A 21,942-nucleotide genomic window follows, 5' to 3' on the forward strand; every position below is an offset into this window, starting at 1 on the left:
CAAGGACGAGCTGACGAGTACACTTGACAGGAGCAACCGCGTGAACAGCGGGGGCGTCATCATCAACACTGAACATTACACAGCGCTGTTGAGACCGGCGAAGAGGCAGAGGACTGACAGTCCGCAAACCCTCGCCACGAGGCGGCAAGCGAGCGAAGCAAATACATCGTCCATCAGGCAAGACTCCGATCAAGCCCGAGCGGACCTGATGGCTTCCTCCAGAAGCAGAGAGCGCTCCGACGCGGGACGTTGAGCTCCATGGCTGGGCCAAGCAGAACAGCTCTTTTGACGACAGAGGCGCTGATGCGATCTCCAGACCGGTAGCTCTCGCCGTAATTGATCAGGCTGGCACTGTTGGAAGGCGATGTAGGCTTGGAACCCGCCGACGGCGGCCATGAACTTGCGCATGTTCGGCTAGCCTGTTTCGAGACCTTCCGCGTCGAACTGCAGGTCGGCGATTTCGTCACGGTCACGATAGACGTTACGATGTCAGAGATGCCATTTGATTCTGCGCAAGGTTTCAAGCAGGTCCTGTCCGGCCTGCTGGTCGTGGTTTTCGAGCCCTTGCACGCACTGGCGAAGGACCGTGATGCGCATGGCGATATGGAACCAGTCGAGGACATGCTCTCGCCGCCGGCGCTATCGTTTCCGCGAGCGAGGGCGGACTTATTTCCCCACCGTCGTTGATGAAGGTAAATCCTGATTGGCCTGGACGCCCTGCTTCTTGAGATGGTCGAGAATGCGCCGTTGCAGTTCGCGATCATCGCCGGTGTACGAACCGATGTAGCGCGGAGCGCCGTCTTCAGGCCGCGAGCGGCCTGCGATCAGCTCGATTTTTCTTCCGGTCGGCACGGTGGCGGATGTACTCGGGAAACTCCAGAATAGCGTGCGGTCAAGCGGCCGAGGTGCCTCCGTAGCTGACATCTACGTCAGCGTTGAAGAAGTACCCTGCACCACGGGATGTTTTGACTAGCCGAGGATTGGCCGCATCAACCTCCAGCTTTCGGCGCAGGCGCATGATCAGGACATCCACACTTCGATCATAGACCTCTTCTCCACGCACACGGCTCGCGAGCAAAAGCCGTTCTCTGGATAACACGTTGCGTGGGTTCTCCAGGAACGCGATCAAGAGATTGAACTCACATGCGGTAAGCTTGACCTCGCCACGCACCTCACAGATCAGTCGCCGCTGCTTGACGCTAAGCTTCCAGGCCCCAAAGCGAAATGAGCGCTGATCTCTGGTTCGCGGAATGCGCTCGCGTAACGCCACCCGAATGCGGGCCAAGAATTCGCGCATCCCGAAAGGCTTGGCAATGAAATCGGTTGCGCCAAGTTCCAGTGCAACCACTTTTTCCGCCTCCTCGAGCCGGTCGCCGCTGATCACTATGATCGGAACGTCCGACTTTGTCGCCAGATTGCGGACGATCGCAAGTCCATCCTCCCGGCCTAGATTAAGGTCAACAATCACGAGATCGACTGGCTCGTGTGAAAGAACATAGTCAAACTGCTTGGTATCGTGGACTACGGTTACCTTCAAGGCATGCATCGTGAGGTACTCGGCGATGAGGCGCCGCATTGCGGCATCATCATCGATGACAAGAACATGTTTCAACGGCTCACCTTCAATTTCGAATCGCCTTGTCTAAGCTGTTGCCGAGCAATTCTAGGGCACCGATATAGAACAGCTGCCCCTTGGTCCCACCCGCCGCTGCAGGCGGCCAGTAACGAGGGCTTGGGTCGTCCAGAATCGGTAGAAAGCTGGACCTTGTCGATCGCGAATTGGCGGCATGCATCTAGCCGTGAGACCAGACAGGTTCAAGCGCTAACATGACCTGCCGTGAGGTCTTTCGCTTTTCCGGATCATGATTCCCGTTTTGTCAGTTTTGACGCGGGCCTGCTCACACATTCGGATTCTTTCGGCATGGATGCCGAGTCGCCTCCAATGTGGTTGCCCTCGTGACGTTATCTGGCGCTTGCGGCCTGGATCATCTCGACATCGTCAGACTCGTGGGAGCCCGACGTGGTTGAGCAGCGCCGCGTTTGAGTCCCTGAAAGGTGTCGGCGAAAGGACAAACGTGATTCGCTACAGCGGTTTTGTGCCAAATAGCATGTCGCCTGCCAAGCCGGGTCCTTCCGAGATGGCGGGCGGCATCGCATCTTGTTTTGGCAGAGGACGGTTACCCTCCGACCTAACATTTCTCAGCTTACGCGAGACCTCCACATTGAGCCTGTCACGTCACGGGCAGCACCTCAAAAAACTCGACAGCGCCAGAATCGAATCTCGTGATTGTGCCCGGCGATAGCCGTCGGATTCCGTCAAGGGCCTGCGGTTTTCTCCCGATGGAACTGTATGATCAACTCATCCAGTGCGCGGCCGAACAGCTGAACCAGGTTCGCCGGCGTCATTCTCCGACCTTGGGCATGGACGGCCTTCATGTCCACCTCGGCTCCGATTTTTCCGCCGCGCCGAAATGCGTTCGCGGCTCCTTACAGAATCGGCTTTCTCCAATCCGTGATCTAGTGCGCATGCACATCAGACTCCTGCGCCAGCTCGGACCGCGTCTTTTCTCCCTGAAGAAATGTCTTTTGTTTCAATTGAAACCGAAAAGCTCAACTTGAACATCACACAGTAACAAACCTCCCCGATAAGCGCGTGCCGGACAGGGCCAGAACCCGTCCGGCGGCTTGAAAGGTGGGTGATAGGGAATGTTTATTGCAGTTTGGCCACTGGCTATTGTCCTGTTGACATCCATGTCACTCCCAGCCGAGCCCGCGCCACTTTCGCCCCGTGAGTTCCACCGCCTATCGCGCAAATGCGCTCCCTGGGTTGCGCCGTCTACCCTGGCCGCGATTGCCAAGATTGAAAGTGGCTTTGAGACGCTGGTGGCTCATGACAACACCACAGGCGAGCAGCTTCGCTGGATGGACCACCTGGAAGCCACGCGGGGCATCAAGGACCGGCTCGAAGCACAACATTCTGTCGATGTTGGATTGATGCAAATAAACAGCAAGAACTTTCCCATGCTCAGTCTCACGCCGGAAAAGGCTTTCGAGCCCTGCGCCTCCCTTTCGGCTGCCGCCCACTTGCTTGAAAGCCGGTATGCCGGCGGCACGACTGCTCCGGCGCAGCAACTGGCGCTTCGCCGTGCCATCTCGGCCTATAACACGGGCGACCTCACGCGTGGTTTCGCCAACGGTTATGTACGCAAGGTCGAGTCGGCCGCAAGGGACATCTCAAGTCACCTTGAGCGAACGATGGAGCCGACCCCTCGAGATGCACTACATGTTGAAGCACCCGGTCGAAAAGCTGTGCCGCCTCTGCTCCAACAGAGCCAACAGGCCAATAGAAAGCAGCCCAACCAAAATTCCTGGGATATCTGGGGCTCCTATCAGCCAGACCGCTCCGGGGCCGATCCATCCGGTCCGACCGGCAGCCAGGCTGCGGAAGAGCGGGAACCCTCGACCCCGAACAAACTCGTATTCGATTGAATCATGGAGATACAATGATGAAGCCACTCAAGATACTTCGTGCGCTTAAAACGCGTGTTCCTTCGCCTTTTTCCATGCTGCGCATGACGGCTGAATATGTACCGGCCGCTGCTGCAGGCGTGGCGTGGGCGGTCTTCTCCAGCGGGCCAGCCGCGGCCCAGGTGACCGGAGGGACGGATCCTGCCAAGATGGTCCAGAATATCTGCACCTTCATACTTGGTCCCTTCGGACAATCACTGGCCGTGCTCGGACTGGTGGCCATCGGTATCTCCTGGATGTTCGGTCGTGCCTCACTTGGCCTGGTTGCGGGTGTCGTTGGAGGGATCGTCATCATGTTTGGCGCCAGTTTCCTGGGCAAGGCGCTCATAGGCGGTGGCTGATGAGCGACCGATTGGAAGTGAGCACCCTCTATGTGGCGGCGACACGCCCCGCACTGTTTTTGGGGGTGCCGCTGACGCTGGCCGGATTGCTCATGATGTTGGCGGGGCTCGTCATCATTATCCTAAAGAACCCACTTTATGAAGTCGTGCTCGTGCCACTCTGGTTCGGAGCACGGCTGATTGTTGAGCGTGACTATAACGCCGCAAGCGTCGCGTTCCTCTATTTGCAGACGGCCGGCAGAAGCGTGGACGGGCCGGTCTGGGGCGGCGCGAGCGTAAGCGCCAATCCGATCAGGGTGCCGAAACGCGGAAGAGGAATGGTGTAATGTTTGGCGCCAGTGGCCGGACCGAGAGATCTGGCGAGATCTATCTTCCATATGTCGGTCATCTAAGCGACCAGGTTGTCCTTCTGGAAGACGGATCGATCATGGCCATGGCACACGTCAACGGGCTGCCGTTTGATTTGGAAGACGCTGAGATGCGCAACTCGCGCTGCCGCGCGTTCAACACTCTCTTGCGCAACATCGCCGATGACAATGTCACGCTATACGCTCATCTTGTGCGAAACAACGATGTGGCGGAGCCGGCATCGCGCCAGTTTCAAAGTGCATTCGCTGGCAGTCTGAGCGAGGCCTACGAGAGCCGTGTGCTGTCGGGCAAGCTCTTTCGCAACGATCACTTCCTCACTGTCGTCGTGTTCCCCCGCACCGCAATCGGCAAGATCGGCTGGCGCATTGCCAAATCCCCCAGGCGGAATGACAACGATCTGGCCACACAAATGCGAAGCCTGGAGGACCTCTGGCAGATCATTGCTGGGTCACTCGGCGGTTACGGTCTGCGCCGGTTGGGTATTCGTGAGAAAGGCGACGTGCTCTTCACGGAAATCGGTGAGGCGCTTCGGCTGATAATGACTTGCCGGTTTCTTCCGGTTCCGATGGTTACCGGCTCACTTGGCGCCTCGATCTACACTGACCAGGTCATCTGCGGAAAGCGGGCGCTTGAGATCCGAAGACCCCGCGGTAGCTCCGTGGGATCATTGTTTTCGTTCCGTGAGTATCCGGCGACGACGCGCCCAGGCATGCTAAACCCCTTGCTGTCCGCCAACTTCCCGCTTGTCCTCAGCCAGAGCTTTTCCTTCCTCACTCGGCCACAAGCTCATGCGAAGCTTAGCCTTAAGTCCAGCCAGATGACGAGCGCTGGCGACAAGGCTCTCACCCAGATCAATGAACTTGCCGAGGCAGAGGACGCACTGGCAAGCAACGAGTTCGTCATGGGTTCGCATCATCTGAGTCTGTGCGTCTATGCGGACAGCCTCCACAGCCTTGCAGATCGGGCAGCAAATGCCCGCGCAAGGCTGGCCGACGCGGGCGCCGTTATCGTCCAAGAGGGTATCGGCATGGAGGCCGCGTACTGGTCCCAACTTCCGGGGAACAACAAGTGGCGCACGCGCCCCGGCGCGATCACCTCGCACAATTTTGCCGGGCTTGTCTCTTTTGAGAACTTCCCAAGTGGTTCCATTTCCGGCCACTGGGGCAAAGCTGTTGCGCGCTTTCGCACGAACGGTGGAACTTCTTTCGACTACATCCCCCATGAGAATGACGTCGGCATGACAGCGATATTCGGGCCTGTCGGCAAAGGCAAGACGACGCTGATGACCTTTATCCTCGCGATGCTTGAGCAAAGCGTGGTCGATCGCGATGGTGCCATCGTCTTTTTCGATAAGGACCGGGGTGGTGAACTGCTGGTGCGAGCCACCGGAGGGACATATCTAGCGTTGCGCAGAGGCGCTCCGAGCGGCTTGGCCCCTCTGCGTGGACTGGACAATACCTCCGCCTCGTTGGACTTTCTGCGCGAATGGCTGGTGGCTTTAATCGAGAGCGACGGCCGTGGCCCGATCTCGCCGGAGGAAAGCCGTCGACTGGAACGTGGCATTGTTCGTCAACTTTCGTTCGAACCCGTCATGCGCTCAATTGCGGGCCTGCGCGAATTCCTGCTGCACGGCGCCTCCGAGGGCGCAGGAGCGCGGCTGCAGCGGTGGTGTAGAGGGAATGCGCTTGGATGGGCCTTTGACGGCGATGTCGACGAAGTAAGGCTGGATGCCTCCATTACGGGCTTCGACATGACACAGCTCCTGGAATTTGAGGAGGTCTGTGCGCCGGCCGCCGCATATCTTCTGCACCGCGTGGGCGCTGTTGTCGATGGCCGACGGTTCGTCATGAGCTGCGACGAATTTCGCTTCTATCTGCTCAACCCCCAATTCTCGGCTGTTATCGACAAGTTCTTGCTCACTGTTCGCAAGAACAACGGAATGTTGATACTCGCAACGCAGCAGCCTGAACACGTGCTTGAATCGCCCCTCGGAGCCAGTCTCGTTGCACAATGCATGACGAAGATTTTCTATCCATCACCGACGGCGGACCGGGCTGCGTATGTCGATGGCTTGAAGTGCACCACGCAAGAGTTCGAGGCAATCCGCCAGGGAATGGCAATTGGCAGCCGCAAGTTTTTGCTCAAGCGCGACAGCGGGAGTGTTGTTTGCGAATTCGATCTTGGCCAGATGCGCGAATATGTAGCCGTGCTCTCGGGGCGGGCCAACACCGTGCGCTTTGCCGACCAGCTTCGTGACCAGCACGGCGATGCCCCAAGTGCGTGGCTCGATAAGTTCATGGCTCGTTACCACGAAGTTCAAGACTGACGGAGGAATATTCATGAGATTTGCCAAGCTCGCAGTAACAACGCTTGCTGCTTCCTTTCTGCTGAGCACACAGGCCCGGTCACAATTTATTGTCAGCGACCCGGCAACAGAAATACAATCGGCCCTAACAGCGAGTTCCACTGCGGCGATCCTTGTAAAGTCAGTCGAGACGCTCGCTACCACGATCGAAATGGTGGAGATGCTGAAGTCGTCATTTGCTGTCACGGGACTGCTGGGCGCCCTGAACCAAGGAAATCACTACCCGTCGGGCAACAAGCTGGAGGGGCAGATGTTTGATGCTCGGGCGCCAGTTTCGACCATGGCGCGTAACATTTCGCAGGACCCAACTAGGATAGTCACCGGCACCGATGCGGAAGGGAAACTGTTAAACGGGCAAATCACTGGTGCGGCCAATGCCGCAGCTCTTGCAGCCGACACTCTGGACGTAATGGACAAGCGCCTTAAGAACAACAGCGACACGCTTGGTCAGCTTTCCCGCTCGCGAAATATTGTGCAGGCCACAGTGACCAACGGTCTGGTCCTCAAGCAGATTCACGATGCGATCATCCAAAATGTCCAGGCCACCAGTCTGCTGACGATGGCCACCGCACAAGGGAGCCTTCACGCCGCGGAGGAGGCCGCAACGCAGCGTCGCGAACGCCAGGACACCGCCAAGATGTTTAGCATCCTCCCGTGAACGACGCAGAGTTCATCGGGCTCAGTTGCGCTGATCAGGGACAAATCAGGCTCAGGCCATGAATTTCAAAATTCCCGCGCCATTCACGACGATACACACGATCTTTGATCAGGCCTTTACGTTAGGCCTGCAAAACGTCGTTGAAAACGTCCAAGCGGCGGTCAGTGCGCCTCTGGTTGCGTGTGTGACGCTTTGGATAATAATCCAAGGCTGTCTGGTCATGCGTGGTCAAGTCGACGCGCGCGGGGGTATCTCGCGCGTAATCATGGTATCGATCGTCGTTGCTCTTATCTTAGAGCAGGACAACTACCAGAAGTACATTGAATCGGTCTTTGACGACACGATTCCAAGGCTTGCTCATCAAATCAGTGGCAGCGACTTGCCTTTTACAAGTATCCCCCAGAAGCTCGACTTTATGTTTTCTGCAACTCAGTATGCAATTCAAGTCATTGCTTCCGAGATAGGCCCTATGAATGGACAGGACATACTTGCTTTCGAGGGAGCGCAATGGGTTTTCTACGGTGCGCTGTGGACAGCATTTGAGATCTATGATGCCGTCGGAATTCTGACGAAGGTGCTCTTGGCAATCGGCCCGCTGGTTCTTGTAGGCTACCTTTTTGATCATACTCGAGACATGGCTGCCAAATGGATCGGCCAACTGCTCTCGTATGGGCTGCTGCTTCTCCTCCTCAACATCGTTGCCACCATAGTTATTGCGGCCGAAGCGGTATCGCTGGGAATCATGCTCGTGGTGATCAAAGCCTCCGGTACAACAGCAGCCAAGATCATCGGGCTTTACGAACTCGACATGCTTTTCCTAGCTGGCGACGCTTTGATCGTCGCACTTCCGGCGATCGCCAGCAGCATCGCCGGCGGCTCTTTGGCCGGTGCGAACCGACCGCCTAACAGCCTCAGTCGCCACTTTGCCAAAACGGTGGGCGGTTAATCAATCGAAAAGCGCGGTGCTAAAAAAATGAAATATTGTCTAATCTTATCAATCCTAGCTTTGGCCGCCTGCAAGACGACCGATCGGCTTGCGACCTGCGCGGGTGCGCCATTCCAACTCAACGTGGGACAATGGGAAACCACGCCTAAGGATCTTCAGGTCGATTGCGCGGAAGAGCCCAAGTGAAGTTTCCTGAACATGCCCTTCTGGTGGACAGAGAAAGGCTAGCCGCCCACTACAAGGAGGTGGAAGCGTTTCAAACTTCACGAGCGAAGTCTGCGCGGCGCCTGTCAAAGGCCCTTATAGCCTTTGCGGCGGCGGCGGTCCTAGGAAACGTTGCCCAAGCATTTACCATCGCTGCCATGGTCCCGTTGGCCAAGCTCGTACCTGTGTTCCTCTGGGTACGGCCGGACGGGACCGTTGACAGCCAAGTGTCAATCTCAAAACTGCCCGCAACCCAAGACCGAGCCGTCATAAATGCTTCGCTATGGGAGTATGTACGCCTGCGCGAGGGCTACACGGCAGATACGGCCCAATACGCCTATGACCTCGTATCTAGTTTCAGCGCACCGGCCGTGCAACAGCAATATCAAGATTTCTTCAACTATCCGAATCCCACTTCGCCGCAAGTCACGGTCGGCAAGCGCGGCAAGCTCGAGGTTGGGCATATTTCCTCAAACGACATCAGTCCGGACGTTCAACAGATCCGTTACAAACGTACGCTTGTTGTCGATGGGCAGATGCCGATGGTGACCACCTGGACAGCTACCATCCGCTACGAGCGCTTGACGGGTCTGCCTGGCCAATCGAGGCTCACCAATCCGGGAGGTCTACTCGTCACGTCCTATCAAGCCTCGGAAGATACCGTATCCAACCTGGGCAATGTGCAGCCATGAAAAAAAGAGCGTTTCTCGCGGTGGCTTGTTCACTCTTCCTGACGATGGAGGCGTGCGCGGAAGACACACCACTTGCCGGCAAGCATGATGCGCGGATGCGCTACCTTGCCTACCGCGCTGACGAAGTGGTGCACCTGTCGACCGCAGTGGGGGCAACGCTGGTTGTCACATTCGCTGCCAACGAAACCGTCGCAGCCGTGGCCGTGTCCAATAGCAAAGACCTGGCTGCGCTCCCACGTGCCAACTACCTCTTTTTTAAGGCTAGCCGGATGCTCGCGCCGCAACCGGTCATCGTGCTGGCCGAGAGTGAGTCGGGTACACGGAGATACGTCTTCAGTATTTCAACGAGAGCGATGCCAAAACTGGACGATAAGCAACCTGACCTATACTACAGTGTGCAGTTCACCTATCCTGATGATGAGGCTGCTGATAAGAGAAAGGAAGCAGAAAGGCGCTCGATTCTTGGTCAGGCCCGCGCGAAAGTGCTGCAGCAACAGAGAGTTCAGGATTTGTTCAATCGGCCTGCGGCAACGGCCGAAAGCAATTTTCACTACGTCGCAAAGGGCGATCGATCGCTGGCGCCGCTGGAAGTTTTCGATAATGGCTTTACGACCGTATTTGGCTTCGCAAGCAATTCCCGCATACCCTCCCTCTACGTTATCAATCCCGACGGCAAGGAAGCCGCTGCCAATTACACGGTCAAAGGGGACTATGTTGAAGTATCCGCAGTCGCCCGGGAATGGCGTCTGAGAGATGGCAATACGGTCTTGTCCATTTTCAACAGGGCTTATGATCCTTTAGGAAGAGCGCCAGGGACCGGTACAGTGACACCCGACGTGTGGCGCGTTTTGAAAGGCTCGGGCCGATGAAGGAAACCGGCCCACAGGCGGCACATGATGTCCATGCATCGGGATCGATGGTCACCGAGCCGACCCGCCGGCATGTTTCGGGATCGCAGAAGTTGGCCGTCGCTGCTCTTGTTCTGATTTCATCTCTATCGCTCATCTGGCTCGGAGGTCGTTCCAGCACACAAGACGAGCCATCTCAGCCAAAACCGGCAATTGTCGCCAACGCCGAGCCATTCCGCCCCGTGCCAATTGAGATTGCTCCCGAACCTCCAGCACCCGCGCAGGCGGCGCAGGCGGCGCAGGCGGCGCAGGCGGCAGATCCTGCACCATCCACGCCGCCCCCAACGGCGCCAGCTGATGCGCCGCCGGAGGAAACACCAATTTTCGCCTATATTAGCAGCAGTCAAATGCCCAATGACGGTCAGCGGAGCGAAGACAACCATAAGGATGCTCCCACGACCCAGGATGAGAGTTCAATCGATGGCGATCTGTCAGGCCGATTGAAGTCCGATATACAGGAGCCGAGCCGGGCCACGCTTTTGCAGCACCCTGATCTCGTGGTAACTCAAGGAACGATCATTCCCTGCATTTTGCAGACGGCAATCGACACAAATTTACCCGGCTATGTGAAGTGCGTCTTACCTAAAGACATCCGCGGCACAACCAACAATGTCGTGCTCTTGGACCGCGGTACGACCGTGATTGGCGAAATCCAGCGTGGTCTCCAGCAGGGGGATGCGCGTGTCTTCGTGCTCTGGACGCGCATCGAAACACCAGACCATGCCCTCGTTTCGATAGCGTCGCCGGGCGCTGACGAGCTCGGCCGCTCCGGAATGCCTGGCATGGTGGACGAGCACTTTCGGGAACGCTTTGGCGGCGCGATTCTCATGAGCGTCATCCAAGGCGCGTTTCAGGCGGCCGGTCAATACGCGGCCAGCTCTGGCGGAGGAAGCGGCATCAACAGCTTCCAGAGCAATGGTGGACAAGCCGTCGAGACGACACTGAGAGCGACGGTCAACATTCCGCCTACCCTGAAGAAAAACCAGGGAGATGCTGTGTCCATCTTTGTGGCTCGGGACCTCGATTTCTCAGATGTATACGATCTTAGAGCGACTGCCGCGGCGCCAAGCCCCCGACATCGCGAACGCAGGAGAGACAACAATGCGATCGGAGGCTGATCCTCAGTTGCGTTTGCTACTCGAGCCCGTTCTAAAATGGCTTGAGGAGCCAAGAACCGAAGAGGTCGCTATCAACCGGCCGGGGGAAACCTTTGTCCGACAGGCCGGCGTTTTCACGAAACATCCGCTACCGCTATCTTATGACGATCTGGAGGACATCGCGATACTCGCTGGAGCGTTGCGCAAGCAAGATGTCGGACCGCAAAGCCCCCTGTGTGCGACTGAGTTGCCGAACGGAGAGCGGCTGCAGATCTGTTTGCCGCCCGCTGTACCCTCAGGAACAATAAGCCTGACGATACGGCGTCCCTCAAGTCGTGTGACCGAACTCAAGGAAGTTTGTTCTCGCTACGAATACTCCCGTTGGAATCAATGGCGGTCAAGAAAAGAGCGCCAGGAGCGGCAGGACGAAACGATTCTTCAGCACTACGACCGTGGTGATTTGGAGGAATTTCTGCGGGCCTGCGTTTGCGGGCGACTTACGATGCTGCTTTGCGGACCTACTGGAAGCGGCAAAACGACGATGAGCAAGACTTTGATCGACGCTATACCCCCCCAAGAGAGGTTGATCAGTATCGAGGACACGCTCGAACTTGCAATCCCGCACGAGAACCATGTTCGGTTACTCTATCCGAAGGACCGAGCAGGCGTTGGGACGGTGACAGCCGAGCAACTGCTGCAAGCCAGCTTGCGCATGCGCCCTGATCGAATATTGCTTGGCGAGATGCGCGATGATGCCGCTTGGGCCTACCTTAGCGAAGTCGTCTCCGGCCATGCGGGATCGATATCAACGATTCATGGGGCGGATCCGGTCCAAGGTTTTAAAAAGCTCTTTTCACTCGTCAAGAGCAGCGCGCAAGGAGCCGCTGTGGAAGACCGCACGCTTCTCGACATGCTGTCGGCTGCCATTGACGTCATTGTACCGTTCCGTACCCAAGGCGACGTGTATGAGGTGGGAGAGGTATGGCTCGCCGCCGATGCCCGGCGACGGGGAGAGACAGTAGCCGACCTTCTCAACAAGCACTAAGCTGGAATAACGTCTCGGGATCCATAAGTCGGTGACCAGACGCGTCATTTTGTTCTGCGTCGATGTCCTTTTGACGTTTTGACGGGCCTTCTCAGATTGCTTGGGTAGCCTGAGCGAGTCGGCGGCATCATGCCATCATCATGGTACGGACCGCATGCTCCATTGTCCGGGATGAGACCGGCTTCGATAACCAAAAGACGAAGGCCTGATTATCAAATGTGACCGGCATGGGGTCGATCTCACCGACGACTATGACAGGCACCGCCATGAGGGTGGGGCATCTGGGTTCGGCTCGTCCTCGCTCGAAGAAAGGCGCTTTACCCAAAATCAGCAGGTCGGCTGCCTTCCCACTCTCGATCCAGCCGCAAAGGCTTTCGAAGGTCGCGAAGCCGACCGGCTTATAACCCAGCGCGGCGATTTTCTTCTTGTAGGTCTCCAACTCTGCTGGGTCGGGCTCCACGACTGCAATGATTTCTCCGTTGCCAAGTGATCCGTCGTATGGGCCGACAGCGATGTCAGCGCTGACTGGCTCCTCTTCGGAGGCCGGTAAGTAGATATCGAAGCGGGTACCTCGGCCAACAGCCGAGGTGACGTCAAGGCATCCTGCGAGCGCGCTCACGTGCCTGTCAACCGCGGCAAGACCCAGCCCGGTCCCGCCGAGGCGAGAGCGGGTGGTAAAAAAGGGCTCAAAGACATGCGGAAGTATCGAACTTGCAATTCCTGGGCCATCGTCGCTGATGGAGAGGAGAACGTAATCTCCAGGTCTCAAGGTGCCCTGAGCCAGCGGCTTTGTTTGGCACACCTGGGCGCGAGAAACGCCAATCTCGACACGGCCCTGGTTCAAGACAGCCTCCGACGCGTTCTTGCACAGATTCATGAGGATCTGCTGTATCTCGGTCGGGCTGCCCTCGACCACCGTTCGCCACTCGTTGATCTTGAAGTTCAACTGAACACCCGCACGAACTGTAACCCGCAGCAATGGCGCAAGATCCATAACAATCTCGGAGACGCTGATAGGTACTGCCACGCGCTTTCGATTTCGGCTGAGTGACAAGATCTGGTCAACGATCAGCTTGGCTCGGTATCCAGCTAAGATGATTTGGTCGATGTGGTTCCGAATTTTAGACGGACGACGTACAAGACCTTGGGCAACCTCTGAATATCCGATTATTGCCCCTAAAATATTGTTGAACTCATGTGTGGCGCCGCTTGCGATCGTGCCGACGGTCCTTAACCTTTCCAAATGCTCCCATCGACTCACCAGAAGGTCGCGTTCGGCATTTACGCGTTGCATCTCAAGATGGTGGCTCAAACGCACGATAGCACTGGCAAGAACCGGGAGGTCGTCAGCTGAGGGGAGTGAGCGATCTCGTTCAAAAACAAGGATGCAAACCGCAGCCGGCTGATCGGCGGCCCTGCAAGCAACAATTTGACAAACACCGGAAGTGCCTATGGCGGTCCGAACCACTTCGGCCGCAGGAAATACGCGAAACACTGGCCGTCCGGCGCGGACAAGTGAAACGACTTCATCAATAAGGGCGACGTTCCAGACGGGTATGCACGTGTTTGCCGCAAAGCACTCAGTATGCCTGCTGAGGCTCGGATCAACCAGAACAAGCGCGCATTGATCCGCATCGAAAACGCGTTGAACGAGTCTAAGCGCTGCTTCGGTGGAAAAGCGCGCCACGTCGTTCTTTGCTCTACTGTCGTTGAAGCGAGCTTCGATCTCGCTCATCGCCTCTTCAAGCTCCAACCGCCTTTTCAGTCGGTTCGTCCGCAGATGCTGTCTGGAGGATCGAATGATCGCAAACAAGCAGATGCATATGGACAGCAAGCCAAACAAAAGTCGCGCACGTTGCGCTTGCGCGCTGGCCAGGCTGTAGCCTTTCAGATGCTCCCGCTCCAGTTCAGCGGCCTTGGAGGACGTGTCGAGGGATGCGATCTGATTGGCAGCTTGGTCCAACCTCCATAAGGAAGACACGGCAGCGCCGGCCTTGCCCAACACATCCGCGGCAGCCCGGGCCTGCCTGGCAAATCGCTCGAGAGGCTGATCCATGTGTGATGCGAGGTTGAGCCACACCACTAGCTTGGAAAGTTCAAACCTGCCCGACGGTGCCTCTCCAGGGTGAAAAATCGAGCGAGCAAGGTCTGCGACAGAGCTTTTCATGAGCTGATTTTGCTTGACCCAGGCTGAGATGGCAGCCTCAGTGTTTTTCATCGAATTTTTAAGCTGCGCGAGTAGTGCGGATTCCCTGGAGCTCTCATCGGGCGAAATCACGAGATGGTGTTGCAAGTTTTCGACGTTGCTTTGCAGCGCCTGTCCGGTAGACGCAACCGAACGGAAGTCCAATGCCATATCGGTTCGCGCACGGGCGACGTCCCGCTGGAGCAATGCATCGTTGATCTGAATGCTTCGCAGCTCGCTTAGGACGGCGTCGTTGATCTCGGGAGCCTGCCACTGCGTCCCGACCAAGAGCGCAATCGAGGCGGCTAGCGCAATTAGAATTGCCTTGTCGGAACTGAGCCATGTTTCCCAAGGAAGCGGCGTTTGATCCGTGGCGCACGCCTGGCGAAGGTCCGACGTGAATTCCAGCGCCACCTGGGTTCGGTATGCGGCCGTATGCTGCTGGAACAGGAAAGCCACGCCTACCTCTCTCCTTGGACGGCTTAAATTTGTCTCGGTCCGCTTCCAGGATCAGAATGAGCGCCCAAGAGGCGCCTCCGCGACCCGGAGCACATCCTTACGATCTTGGAAGCAGATGAATATCCCCGCAGCCGGCGCTTCGACCCCTCACGGCGGCAGGTGCCTCAGCGGAGGCCCAGGATGAAGCGCCGATTGGCTGATCGGATAGGGCGCGCATTCCGGGGATAGAGCAAGGTAAAGCGCTTGATGTCCGCTGGGTCGACCTCAACCGGTTCCGTCGCCACCATCCAGTCGACGTTTTCGGTGCACGGCGGCGTCGTCAAAGATCCTTCATATGTCCAGTAGCCAAGCGAAGCCGGCAGAAGCCCGTTCGGGTCGACCTCGTCGACGGCCGCCTCTTCGCCTGATGTTGCGGGGAATGCTGCAGCAAGCTTGGCAAAGCTGGCATTTGTGGCGCCTGACGCTAGAAACACGCCCAGCACACCCAGAGTGTCGCTGTCGGTGTCCTTATGGACAAAATGCGCTTCCATCGGGAAGCTCTTGCCCGCGACGTGGTGCTCGCTTGGCGCATGGAAATGGAACTGGAGCATCTCATAGACACGATCCCCTCGAGTGAGCGTGCTGCCTTGCGGCAGGTTGATCTGAATGGTGTGGCCGTTGTTCACCATCCTGCCGCCGCCCTTGTGCCAACCTATGGCGATGTGCGGAATATCCGCTTTGACCGCGCCCTTGATATCGACCGGCGACTGCTGTGTGCCCGCCGAGCAGACGAAATTTGTCTTATCCAGATCGCCCCAGTGTTCGGGCCCGGCTGGGCCGGCGTATCCCCAATGGGTGCCCGCCGCCGCGGCGGCCTGAGCGCAAATGGGACACGCGCCGAGTGCAACGAACCCTTTGATCAGACTACGACGATGCATATTGCTTTCGCTCCTGGACGTGAACTGAGTTTGTGATTTGCGGTTGCCATGACGGGAACTGTGGTCGCAACTGTGATGTGGTAACATCGCAACTACGCCGAACAACTCGGCATACGACCAGCGCATCACGCAGGCCTTCACGTCGGCGCATAGACGACATTCTCGTCGGGACTGCCGGTGAGCTTGTCATTGTCCTCACGGCCATTCTCACCGGGTAGATGGTCCGAGCTATCTGCGCCGAGTGGGTATCCCAGATCGCATCCTCGTCCTCGTGACGCCTTCATATTCATCATCCGTCGACTAGAGAAATCGATTGCTTCAATTAAGAACATTCACGTTTTGGATGCATTCACGCGCAATCCGCGGTACTCCGCGCCTCACTTCGGCGGGTCGCTATTGAACCGTTCGCCCTCCTCAAGCAGCTCAGGGCCGCCCCGTGTCGAAGCTGTTGCCGGCGAGTCTAATGCGGCTCCCGTGACCGCATCAAGCGAGCACCCTGCCAACCCTCGCCTCGGAGCATCTGGTCCACGCCGCACCGTGTTGGGTGAAACCGGCCGAAGGTGCGCTGCTGCCACATTTTCCACTTGTGGCGTCTTGAGCGCCTGTTGCAACACTTCGCCTATCGTCAGCCAGTAGGACGGCACGACTAGCTCAGCCAGCATCGGTGCGGCATTGATCATACCGATCTATTCGGGTGGCCGCACTTCTGCGCTCGCACGACGGAAAAAGAAATCGCTCAATGGCTTGCCGCAGACGGCCGCGCAGTCGTAGGCGCGGCTCGAAGGTCTCGACTACCGGCGGGTCCACGAGGCGCGCAGGACCCGCGTTCCGGTTCAGGCAGGCTGACCTGCGACGAAGTGAATCAGCCTTGATTCGTCTGTCGCGGGCGGACTGTCGGTGCGGCCGGATCATTCATCTCGTAGCGCCCAGGCATTTCGTTACCGCTCCGGCCTGGTGGTCGAGTCCCGTGGCTTGCGCGGCGATGGACCTTGGCTCCCCGCACGTATCGCTTGCCGCGCTGCTTGAGCTTAACAATCTCTTGATCGAACGCGGTTTCCGGCGAGGCTCTCCAGATGGTTTCACCATCACAAAGGCGCAACATGAGAACCCTGCACCCTCGACACGATCTCTCGTCGTCGTTCGCCAACTCAGCTTGCCACTCGACTCGCAGAAGCTGAACGGGCTGAGTTCAGCGCAACCGACGATAGTGACAGCCCGGCTCGCCAACGTACTGATGGTCGCCGGCGTCGCAACGGAGGAGGAGAGCTGCGATGACGAGCGGTAATCTCATTCCGATTGCCCTGCTCAGGCGCAAAGCCATCGTTTATGAGCGTCAGTCCACTCAGGCGCAGGTCCAGCTCAACCTTGAGCCACCGTCGGCTGGGCGCCTTGCGGTCTCCCTCCTCCCACACCACCGTGCGTACGGTTCCGTACACGACGGTTCATGCAGCGTGGTTTAGGCGTCTAAGCTCGTGCTGGAGCGAGATCAGCCCGAGAATGTCGAAGAAGGGCTTTCGGAAAGCATCGTTCATGTGACTGTATCAGTCGCTCGTCTGCCTCCGGTCGAGAGGTGACGCGCCTGCCGTGGTGTTTGATGCACCCGATGCCTGCCCTCGCGGCTTCCGGCCGCTGCTCTCGGCATGGGCACGATAGTATGAGCTTGTCGATGTCGCGCGGCGCTGGGGATTCCGCAAAGCAGAGGTGATCGACGAGGATCTGGGACGAACCGCAAGCGGGGCTGTGAGCGTCGCGGTTTCGAACGCCTGGTCGACGACCTGTGCACCGGCCGCCGTGCATTGCCTGGATGCGTCCGCCTGTCGCGCAACGGGCCGGACTGGCATCGGCTGTTTGAGTTGTGCGGCGAAGTCGATGCACGCGTGATCGATCTGGACGGAATCTACGATCCGGGATTGCCGAACGACCGCCTGCTGCTGGGTATGAAGGGCAGCATCAGCGAGTTCGAGCTCGGGTCACCGTAAGTTTTTGCCTCCGTCAAAGCGTCGAGCCAAAGGCGCGTGCGAGCGATCCATAGCCTGGATGTATGGCATTCAAACAATCGATTATACGAATTAGCGGGCATGCTCCATTAGAAAGACAACAACAACGGAACGCAAGTATCGCCGACACCTGCAGCCGGCAACCTTCTTAGTTATGTTATGGGCGAGTAATTTCATCAGGTCTTCTATGTCGCGAGACTCTCGAGCCGATGTCCAGGCCTTGCGGGGTCTATCTGTCCTGCTGGTTGTCCTTTTTCATACCCAAATCGCGCCGTTTGGTTATCTCGGCGTGGATATTTTCTTCGTAATTTCAGGCTTTCTGATCACCGGCCTCATCGCGACCCAGCTTGAGCAGTCACGGTTCAGCTTTTGGGAATTCTATTATCGTCGTGCGAAGCGCCTTTTGCCCACGGCTTATGTGGTCATTGCGCTCACGACGATCGCTGCACCCTTCTTCCTATCAGATGTGGGTCTGGGAGACTTCCGAAGTCAAGTCCTTGGGGCGCTCACATTCACCGGCAATATCGTTCTCTGGAATCAGGCGGCCTATTTCGGCGAATCCGCCGAAACGAAGCCTCTCCTGCATTTCTGGTCGCTCGCTGTCGAAGAACAGTATTATCTGCTACTTCCCGCTTTCTTGGCCTTGGCTCCCAAGAGATGGCGGCTCACAGCGGTTAGTTTGCTCCTAGTTGCCAGCCTCGCACTGTGTCTCTACGTGGCCATTCGTCACCCATACGCTGCATTTTATCTTATGCCGACCCGCTTTTGGGAAATAGCGATTGGTTCGTTCGGGGCATTGCTTCCCGCCAGCGCTCGCGTGGCGGCCAAGTTTGCGGCGCTGCGCCTCCCGGCGCTCGCGCTTATCCTCCTTATTCCCATTGGACTTGGTTCGCAGAACCCGATCGTGGATGCCGCTTTGGTTTGCTTGGCAACCCTGATCCTCCTGCTGTCGCCCAGCAGGGATAATGTGGCGGTTCGAAGCATGGCGAGGATCGGGGATATTTCGTACTCGCTCTATCTGGTCCATTGGCCGGTGCTTGTATATGTGCGGGCTGCTTGGCTGGCAGAGCCTCCCGCGCTTGCGATCTATGCGGCGGTTGCCTTCTCAGTTGTAGCAAGCTTAGTTCTTCACCGTTTCGTGGAAAAGCCGTTCCGGCAGGGATTCTTCGCATCTCGTGGACGGATGGCCTCAGGACTCCTTGCCGCAACGGTTCTTCTCGGCTTCGCATCGTCAGTCGGCATTGGCGCAGCCGAAAGTAGGGTTGGCTTTTCCGAGAGCCAACGGATCAATTACGGCCTGGCAAGGGCATGTGATTTCACATCTGGATCGCCTCCCCAGGCCATTCCGGAGGCCTGCCAGACGACGGACAGGCCCGAATTGCTGGTCTGGGGCGATTCATTTGCCATGGCACTGGTTCCCGGCTTGGCCAAGACGATCGGAGAGGCCGGCCTGGCTCAACTCACGATGAGCGGGTGCTTCCCCGCCATCGGCGTTGCTGCGTTCAAGCGCATAGCGTCTCCCTCCTTCGCCGAGGACTGTATTCGCTTCAATGACAGTGTTTTGGGTATCCTGAAAAATCGGCCGGAGATAAAGACCGTTGTCATTTCGAGCCCATTTGACGCCCCTGACTCCAAAGACTTCATGCTGCTTAAGAGGCGTGACCGGACATTCACGGAAGTTGACACTTCGGTAGATGGAGCCGTTGAGGGTATCAAGTCTCTCATCGAGGCCGTTCGCGCTTTGGGCAGGCGAGTGGTCGTAGTTGCTCCCCCGCCAGTCGCAGGCTTCGATATCGGCGATTGCCTTGAGCGAAAGGTGAGAGGAAATCTTATGCTCGGGCGGCACAGTGATTGCCAAATCTATGTCACCGATTATCGCCGGATGCGATCCCGCACTCTTGAGCTCTTGAACCAAGTGGCTGTGAAAGCGGACGTAGAGGTTGTCTCTTACCACGACTTTCTCTGCGACGACACAAAATGCAGAACCGAGATTGACGGCAAATCCCTCTACCGAGACAGCGGCCACCTTTCCTATGAAGGATCAGAGATCATCGCTCAAAAGACAAGACTTGCTGAGAGGCTGGTCAGGGCTGCTCGTTAGTCACGGTGGCCGCCTTCTTCTGCAGCTTCTCGAAAACAAACAGCTTGCCTTCGCGCACACTATCTTCAAGCGGCTTCGCCTTCGCCAGATGCGCCGCCACCGCGCTGGCCAGCATGCACCCTGTTCCCCTCATCGATGCGACAAGGCGCGGTGCGTCGAAACGGAGTGGTTCTTGGTTCGAGCGCAACAGAATGTCGGTCGATCGCGGTCCCGATGCATGACCGCCCTTGATCAGCAGAGCCTGCGCACCTGCGCCGAGCAATTCCTGACCCTGCCTGATCGCGCCATCCTCGTCGGTTGCGCGTTCCGCCGCGACAAGAAGCGCCAGCTCGATGAGATTGGGCGTGACCAAGCGGCAAAGCGGCATCAGGTCATGCTTCATGGCCGCGACCGCGTCAGCTTCCAGCAGCGTCCGGCCTGACGTGGAGGCCAACACCGGATCGAGTATTGCCGGCACCCGCGGATTTTCGCGCAGCACGGCCGCAACGGCCACGACGATCTCCGCAGTCGCCAGCATGCCGATCTTGATGGCGACCACCTCGTTGGCCTGCAGCGCGGCGCGCATCTGGTCGGCCACCAGGCCCGGCGATGAGCGGTGTATTTGCGCCACGCCCTCGTGCGTCTGTACTGTCAGCGCGGTGACAGCCAGGCAGGTGCGCACGCCAAGGGAAGAGATCGTCTCGATATCGCGTGCAAGTCCGGCACCGCCGCTGGAGTCGGATCCGGCAACGACAAGGACGTGCGGTTCTTGCCTCAGCGCCATCGCTCCGTCCTTGCGATCCATTCCCGCGTGCGCGCCTCGGGATCGGCATTCAATGTGATATCGGTCACAACCGCCGCGCTGTCGGCGCCCGCGTCGAAAACGCCGTCGAGCCGGTCAGGGTTGAGGCCGCCGATGGCGACCAAGGGGATGGGCGCGACCCGGCGCTGCCACTCGCCGATCCGCTCCAGCCCTTGTGGCGCCCATTTCATCTTCTTCAGGATGGTGGGATAGACAGGGCCGAGCGCAATGTAGTCGGGCTTGGCGGCGATGGCCGTTTCCAGTTCGGTATGATCATGCGTGCTGAGCCCGAGCCTCATACCGGCAGCGCGTATCGCCGAGAGGTCGGCGGCCTGCAGATCCTCCTGGCCGAGATGGATGAAGTCGCAACCTTCCTCGATTGCCAGCTGCCAATGGTCGTTGACGATGAGCTGGCAACGGTGCTCGGCGCACAAGGCTTTCGCCTTGCGGATTTCGGCGCGCAGTCCGGCCTCGTCCATACCCTTGATGCGCAACTGAACCAGCCTGACGCCGAGTGGCGCCAACCGTTCGATCCAGGCGGCGCTGTCGACGATCAGGTAGAAGGGATCGAGCTTCATGCGAAAACCGCCCTGCCGAATGTCGGCGTCGACGGCATCGCGACCTCGCGCGGTTCGAGCATTCCCGAGCGGAACGCCTCATGGCCGGCTTCCACCGCCTTGCCGAATGCGCGCGCCATGCCGACCGGGTCGGCAGCCTTGGCGACCGCCGTGTTCAGCAGCACCGCATCGAAGCCGAGTTCCATCACGGTCGCGGCATGCGATGGCCGGCCCAATCCCGCATCGACGATCAGCGGAACGTCAGGGAAATGTGCGCGCATCGATCGCAGCGCCGGGATGTTGACCGGCCCCAGCGCCGAACCGATGGGCGCGCACCACGGCATCAGCACCTTGCAGCCCGCCTCAAGCAGCCGTTCGGCGACGACGAGGTCGTCGGTGGTGTAGGGGAATACCGAAAACCCGTCCTCGCTGAGGATGCGCGCCGCCTCGACCAGGCCGAACACATCCGGCTGCAGCGTGTCGTGGTTGCCAATCACCTCCAGTTTGATCCAGTTCATGCCGAACACTTCACGCGCCATTTTTGCGGTCGTGACCGCTTCCTTGACGGAATGGCAGCCGGCGGTGTTGGGCAGGATTTTCGTGCCAAGCGCGCTGATCAGCGCCCAGAATTTCTCGCCGGCCTTGCCGCCCGCCATCTCCCGCCGCAAGGAGACGGTCACCACCGATGTGCCCGACGCCTTGACCGCATCGGCAAGGATGGCTGGCGACGGATATTGCGCCGTTCCGAGTAGCAGGCGAGAGGGAAGCGTCGTCCCGAAAAGCTCCAGCATC

General features: G+C 58.2%; 18 protein-coding genes and 2 pseudogenes. 13 read left to right on the plus strand and 7 right to left on the minus strand.

What is annotated here, in order from left to right:
* Positions 1 to 284: 284 nt before the first annotated feature.
* Both CK224_RS32040 and CK224_RS25100 read right to left on the minus strand, forming a co-directional pair.
* Positions 285 to 865: pseudogene (locus CK224_RS32040) on the minus strand (ISKra4 family transposase); the annotation flags it as partial.
* Positions 866 to 892: 27 nt separating this feature from the next.
* Complete coding sequence (locus tag CK224_RS25100; protein ID WP_095783612.1) at positions 893 to 1,612, minus strand: response regulator; 720 nt, start codon at positions 1,610 to 1,612, stop codon at positions 893 to 895.
* 1,094 nt (positions 1,613 to 2,706) lie between these two features.
* Between CK224_RS25100 and CK224_RS25105 the strand changes: the two genes are divergently transcribed.
* The 11 genes from CK224_RS25105 to virB11 all read left to right on the plus strand — a co-directional run bounded on the left by CK224_RS25105 (position 2,707) and on the right by virB11 (position 12,153).
* On the plus strand, positions 2,707 to 3,489 hold the full coding sequence (locus tag CK224_RS25105) for a type IV secretion system lytic transglycosylase VirB1 (RefSeq protein WP_095783613.1): 783 nt from the start codon (positions 2,707 to 2,709) through the stop codon (positions 3,487 to 3,489).
* A 74-nt stretch (positions 3,490 to 3,563) separates the two neighbouring features.
* A complete protein-coding gene (virB2, locus tag CK224_RS25110) occupies positions 3,564 to 3,869 on the plus strand; it encodes a pilin major subunit VirB2 (protein ID WP_245330194.1) in 306 nt (101 codons plus the stop codon).
* Positions 3,869 to 4,195: a type IV secretion system protein VirB3 gene (locus CK224_RS25115; protein WP_095783615.1), complete on the plus strand. Its 327-nt coding sequence runs from the start codon at positions 3,869 to 3,871 to the stop codon at positions 4,193 to 4,195. The genes virB2 and CK224_RS25115 overlap by 1 nt, the downstream gene beginning before the upstream one ends.
* A complete protein-coding gene (locus tag CK224_RS25120) occupies positions 4,195 to 6,564 on the plus strand; it encodes a VirB4 family type IV secretion/conjugal transfer ATPase (protein WP_095783616.1) in 2,370 nt (789 codons plus the stop codon). Before CK224_RS25115 ends, CK224_RS25120 begins: the two co-directional genes overlap by 1 nt.
* Before the next feature lie 13 nt (positions 6,565 to 6,577).
* Positions 6,578 to 7,261, plus strand: coding sequence for a type IV secretion system protein VirB5 (locus CK224_RS25125; protein ID WP_095783617.1), 684 nt, complete (start codon positions 6,578 to 6,580; stop codon positions 7,259 to 7,261).
* 58 nt (positions 7,262 to 7,319) lie between these two features.
* Positions 7,320 to 8,207: a type IV secretion system protein gene (locus tag CK224_RS25130; protein WP_095783618.1), complete on the plus strand. Its 888-nt coding sequence runs from the start codon at positions 7,320 to 7,322 to the stop codon at positions 8,205 to 8,207.
* Positions 8,208 to 8,234: 27 nt separating this feature from the next.
* Positions 8,235 to 8,393 (plus strand): type IV secretion system lipoprotein VirB7, encoded by a 159-nt coding sequence (locus CK224_RS25135; RefSeq protein WP_095783619.1) that lies wholly within the window; start codon positions 8,235 to 8,237, stop codon positions 8,391 to 8,393.
* On the plus strand, positions 8,390 to 9,103 hold the full coding sequence (locus CK224_RS25140) for a type IV secretion system protein VirB8 (protein ID WP_095783620.1): 714 nt from the start codon (positions 8,390 to 8,392) through the stop codon (positions 9,101 to 9,103). The genes CK224_RS25135 and CK224_RS25140 overlap by 4 nt, the downstream gene beginning before the upstream one ends.
* The gene (locus CK224_RS25145) at positions 9,100 to 9,972 is read left to right on the plus strand and encodes a TrbG/VirB9 family P-type conjugative transfer protein (protein WP_095783621.1); all 873 of its coding nucleotides are present in this window, start codon (positions 9,100 to 9,102) and stop codon (positions 9,970 to 9,972) included. Before CK224_RS25140 ends, CK224_RS25145 begins: the two co-directional genes overlap by 4 nt.
* Positions 9,969 to 11,129: a type IV secretion system protein VirB10 gene (virB10, locus tag CK224_RS25150; RefSeq protein ID WP_095783622.1), complete on the plus strand. Its 1,161-nt coding sequence runs from the start codon at positions 9,969 to 9,971 to the stop codon at positions 11,127 to 11,129. The genes CK224_RS25145 and virB10 overlap by 4 nt, the downstream gene beginning before the upstream one ends.
* Complete coding sequence (virB11, locus tag CK224_RS25155; RefSeq protein WP_095783623.1) at positions 11,113 to 12,153, plus strand: P-type DNA transfer ATPase VirB11; 1,041 nt, start codon at positions 11,113 to 11,115, stop codon at positions 12,151 to 12,153. Before virB10 ends, virB11 begins: the two co-directional genes overlap by 17 nt.
* Before the next feature lie 127 nt (positions 12,154 to 12,280).
* Here the strand turns inward: virB11 and CK224_RS25160 are convergent, their stop codons facing one another.
* Complete coding sequence (locus tag CK224_RS25160) at positions 12,281 to 14,797, minus strand: two-component system VirA-like sensor kinase (RefSeq protein ID WP_095783624.1); 2,517 nt, start codon at positions 14,795 to 14,797, stop codon at positions 12,281 to 12,283.
* Positions 14,798 to 14,961: 164 nt separating this feature from the next.
* A complete protein-coding gene (locus CK224_RS25165; RefSeq protein ID WP_095783625.1) occupies positions 14,962 to 15,714 on the minus strand; it encodes a carbonic anhydrase in 753 nt (250 codons plus the stop codon).
* 1,647 nt (positions 15,715 to 17,361) lie between these two features.
* Between CK224_RS25165 and CK224_RS25180 the strand changes: the two are divergent.
* Together CK224_RS25180 and CK224_RS25185 are read left to right on the plus strand one after the other, a co-directional pair.
* Positions 17,362 to 17,684, plus strand: a pseudogene (locus CK224_RS25180) (recombinase family protein); the annotation flags it as partial.
* Between the two features lie 247 nt (positions 17,685 to 17,931).
* On the plus strand, positions 17,932 to 19,812 hold the full coding sequence (locus tag CK224_RS25185) for an acyltransferase family protein (RefSeq protein WP_348628410.1): 1,881 nt from the start codon (positions 17,932 to 17,934) through the stop codon (positions 19,810 to 19,812).
* Here the strand turns inward: CK224_RS25185 and CK224_RS25190 are convergent.
* The 3 genes from CK224_RS25190 to CK224_RS25200 are packed head-to-tail and all read right to left on the minus strand — an operon-like array spanning position 19,796 to position 21,941.
* A complete protein-coding gene (locus tag CK224_RS25190) occupies positions 19,796 to 20,596 on the minus strand; it encodes a hydroxymethylpyrimidine/phosphomethylpyrimidine kinase (RefSeq protein WP_348628411.1) in 801 nt (266 codons plus the stop codon). The genes CK224_RS25185 and CK224_RS25190 overlap by 17 nt on opposite strands.
* The gene (locus CK224_RS25195; protein ID WP_095783626.1) at positions 20,566 to 21,171 is read right to left on the minus strand and encodes a thiamine phosphate synthase; all 606 of its coding nucleotides are present in this window, start codon (positions 21,169 to 21,171) and stop codon (positions 20,566 to 20,568) included. The genes CK224_RS25190 and CK224_RS25195 overlap by 31 nt, the downstream gene beginning before the upstream one ends.
* Complete coding sequence (locus CK224_RS25200) at positions 21,168 to 21,941, minus strand: thiazole synthase (protein ID WP_095783627.1); 774 nt, start codon at positions 21,939 to 21,941, stop codon at positions 21,168 to 21,170. Before CK224_RS25200 ends, CK224_RS25195 begins: the two co-directional genes overlap by 4 nt.
* Position 21,942: the final 1 nt, after the last annotated feature.

The organism is Mesorhizobium sp. WSM3862 (genome assembly GCF_002294985.1).
GTDB lineage: Bacteria > Pseudomonadota > Alphaproteobacteria > Rhizobiales > Rhizobiaceae > Mesorhizobium.